The sequence below is a fragment of the Mesorhizobium sp. M4A.F.Ca.ET.050.02.1.1 genome (assembly GCF_003997725.1).
Classification (GTDB): Bacteria; Pseudomonadota; Alphaproteobacteria; order Rhizobiales; family Rhizobiaceae; genus Mesorhizobium.
The window spans coordinates 1-2,908 of the sequence record NZ_RZSG01000755.1 but is presented as its reverse complement, the minus strand read 5'-3'; the positions used below and the strand labels follow the sequence as shown (position 1 = coordinate 2,908).

3 protein-coding genes and 1 pseudogene are annotated in these 2,908 nt (G+C 64.1%); 3 read left to right on the top strand and 1 reads right to left on the bottom strand.

What is annotated here, in order from left to right; genetic code table 11:
* The 3 genes from EOA33_RS30625 to EOA33_RS30615 form a co-directional block, all read left to right on the top strand.
* Positions 1–808, top strand: an 808-nt coding sequence (locus EOA33_RS30625) for a TOBE domain-containing protein (protein WP_127407349.1), incomplete at its 5' end; no start/stop codon positions are given.
* 9 nt (positions 809–817) lie between these two features.
* Positions 818–1,789 carry an ABC transporter permease subunit gene (locus EOA33_RS30620; protein ID WP_126056451.1) on the top strand — a complete coding sequence of 324 codons (972 nt, stop codon included), beginning with the start codon at positions 818–820 and terminating at the stop codon, positions 1,787–1,789.
* The gene (locus EOA33_RS30615; protein ID WP_127407348.1) at positions 1,786–2,604 is read left to right on the top strand and encodes an ABC transporter permease subunit; all 819 of its coding nucleotides are present in this window, start codon (positions 1,786–1,788) and stop codon (positions 2,602–2,604) included. The genes EOA33_RS30620 and EOA33_RS30615 overlap by 4 nt, the downstream gene beginning before the upstream one ends.
* Positions 2,605–2,621: 17 nt before the next feature.
* Here EOA33_RS30615 and EOA33_RS30610 read toward each other — a convergent pair.
* Positions 2,622–2,908 (bottom strand): annotated as a pseudogene (locus EOA33_RS30610) (AsmA family protein); the annotation flags it as partial.

Sequence of the window (2,908 nt, the reverse complement as noted above, 5' to 3'; positions counted from 1 at the left end):
GGAGAAGAACATCGCCTTCGGCCTCAAGCAGGAGGGCATGCCCGCCCCTGACATCGAAAAGCGCGTCGCCGAAATGCTGAAGCTGGTCAAGCTCGAGCAGTTCGCCAAGCGCAAGCCGCACCAATTGTCGGGCGGCCAGCGCCAGCGTGTCGCGCTCGCCCGCTCGGTCGCCAAGCGCCCGAAGGTTCTGCTGCTCGACGAGCCGCTCGGCGCGCTGGACAAGAAGCTGCGCGAGGAAACGCAGTTCGAACTGATGGACCTGCAGCAGGAACTCGGCCTCACCTTCGTCGTCGTCACCCACGACCAGGAAGAGGCGATGACCATGGCCGACCGCATTGCCATCATGGACAAGGGTGAGGTCATGCAGGTCGCGACGCCGGCGGAAGTCTATGAAGCCCCCAGCTCTCGCTTCGTGGCGCATTTCGTCGGCAACGTGAACATGTTCGAGGGCAAAGTTGCCGAGCGGGCGGCGAACACGACGCGCATCACCGGGCTGACCGGAGCCCAGATCGTTGTCGAGAATGGCGGCGATACCGCCGCCGGCGCCGACATCGTCTTCGCCATAAGGCCGGAGAAGATCAAGGTTTCGTCGAAGAAGCCGGCCGATGCCGTCAACGCACTCGAAGGTGAAGTCTACGACGTCGCCTATCTCGGCGACATGACCGTCTATCACGTCAGGCTCGACGACGGCCAGATGGTGCGGGCGAGCGCCTTGAACGCCTCGCGCATCACCGAGGACCCGCTGACCTGGCACGACCGCGCCTGGGTCTCCTTCCGGCCCGACGCCGGCGTCGTGCTGACGCGGTAGGGGGCAATCATGTCGAGCGCCGCGACCGCCGCAACAACCCCGTCGGCAGCCGATGCCGCCAAATCCCCGCTGGCCCGGCTGGGCTCGGCCTTCGTCGGCCGCCTGGTCATCATCGTCCCCTATCTCTGGCTGCTGTTCTTTTTCCTCATCCCGTTCGTCATCGTCTTCAAGATCTCGCTGTCGCAAACGGCGATCGCGATGCCGCCCTACACGCCGGTGCTTGATTTCAGCGGCGGCTGGTTCGGTTTTGTCGGACAGCTCAGAGAGCTCAGCATCGACAACTACACTTTGCTGACCAAGGATTCGCTGTACTTCAATGCTTATGTGACCAGTCTGATCATCGCCGCGATCTCGACGGTGCTGACGCTGATCGTCGGCTATCCCATCGCCTACGGCATGGCGCGCGCGCCGGCGGCGATCCGGCCGACCTTGCTGATGCTGGTCATCCTGCCATTCTGGACCTCGTTCCTGATCCGCGTCTATGCCTGGATCGGCATCCTCAAGCCGGAAGGCTTGCTCAATGAGTTCCTGCTTGGCATCGGCATCATCCACGAGCCGCTGCTCATCCTCAACACCTATAAGGCGATCTTCATCGGCATCGTCTATTCCTACCTGCCGTTCATGGTGCTGCCGCTCTATTCATCGCTGGAGAAGATGGACCATTCGCTGATCGAGGCCGCCAAGGACCTTGGCTGTCCGCCGATCAGCGCCTTCTGGAAAATCACCTTCCCGCTGTCGCTGCCGGGCGTCATCGCCGGCTGCCTGCTGGTGTTCATCCCGGCAGTCGGCGAGTTCGTCATTCCCGACCTGCTCGGCGGCTCGCAGACACTGATGATCGGCAAGACCTTGTGGAGCGAGTTCTTCGGCAACCGCGACTGGCCGCTGTCGTCGGCGGTTGCCGTCATCCTGCTGCTGCTGCTGATCGTTCCGATCATGCTCTTCCAGCGGGCCCAGGCGCGCGCGCAGGAGCAGGGCAGATGAACACCACCTGGAGCCGCTTCAACATCACCTCGGTCGTGCTCGGCTTTGCCTTCCTCTATCTGCCGATCGTGCTGCTCATCGTCTTCTCCTTCAACGAGTCGAAGCTGGTCACCGTCTGGGGCGGCTTCTCGACCAAATGGTACGTCTCGCTGTTCCACAACCAGGGCCTGATGGACGCGACCTGGGTGACGGCGCGCGTCGGCGTCATTTCGGCCACCGTCGCCACCGTGCTTGGCACGCTCGCCGCCCTCACTTTGACGCGCTACACACGCTTCCGGGGACGCATCCTGTTTTCCGGCATGGTCTTTGCGCCGCTTGTCATGCCGGAAGTCATCACCGGCCTGTCGCTGCTCCTGCTCTTCGTCGCCGTCGGCCTCGACCGCGGCCTCCTTACCGTCACGCTCGCCCACATTACCTTCACCATGTGCTTCGTGGCCGTCGTCGTGCAGTCGCGCCTGGTCTCGTTCGACCGCTCCCTGGAGGAGGCGGCGATGGATCTCGGCGCGCCGCCGGTGAAAACCTTCTTCCACATCACTCTGCCGGTGATCCTGCCGGCGATCGTCTCCGGCTGGATGCTGGCCTTCACGCTGTCGCTCGATGATTTGGTCATCGCCTCCTTCACCTCGGGGCCGGGCGCCACGACGCTGCCGATGAAGATCTACAGCCAGGTTCGCCTTGGCGTGACGCCGGAAATCAACGCCGCCTGCACCATCCTGATCGCGGTCGTCGCCGTTGGCGTCATCATCGCCTCGGTCGCCAACAAGCGCCGCGAGGTCCAGCGCCAGCGCGACGAGCAGGCCGCGCAGCGAGGCTAGGGCAGGCAAGCGCGAAATTATTCGCCGGAAACGCCGCGGCTGATCGGCGAGATGAACGGCGTGCTCCAGGTGCCGCCGACGAAGAAGGTCGACTGCTTGGGCGGCGCCGGCTGGCCATTCGCCTGCGCGGCCGGCGGGTCCGGCTGGACGATGCCGCCGGACAGCGCCAGCCCGCGTCCGGCATAGGAGGCGATGCCGGACAGCCAGATCTTGGATTTCGCCGAATTGGCTTCGGCCTTGTCGAGTCGCGCCACACCCTTGGAGATGCTCGCCTTGATCTCGGCCCCGTCGATCGGCAGCGTTC

Bases quoted from the DNA above. Each gene is read 5' to 3' on its own strand.
- EOA33_RS30620 (WP_126056451.1), top strand. From the start codon at position 818: ATGTCGAGCGCCGCGACCGCCGCAACAACCCCGTCGGCAGCCGATGCC.
- EOA33_RS30615 (WP_127407348.1), top strand. From the start codon at position 1,786: ATGAACACCACCTGGAGCCGCTTCAACATCACCTCGGTCGTGCTCGGC.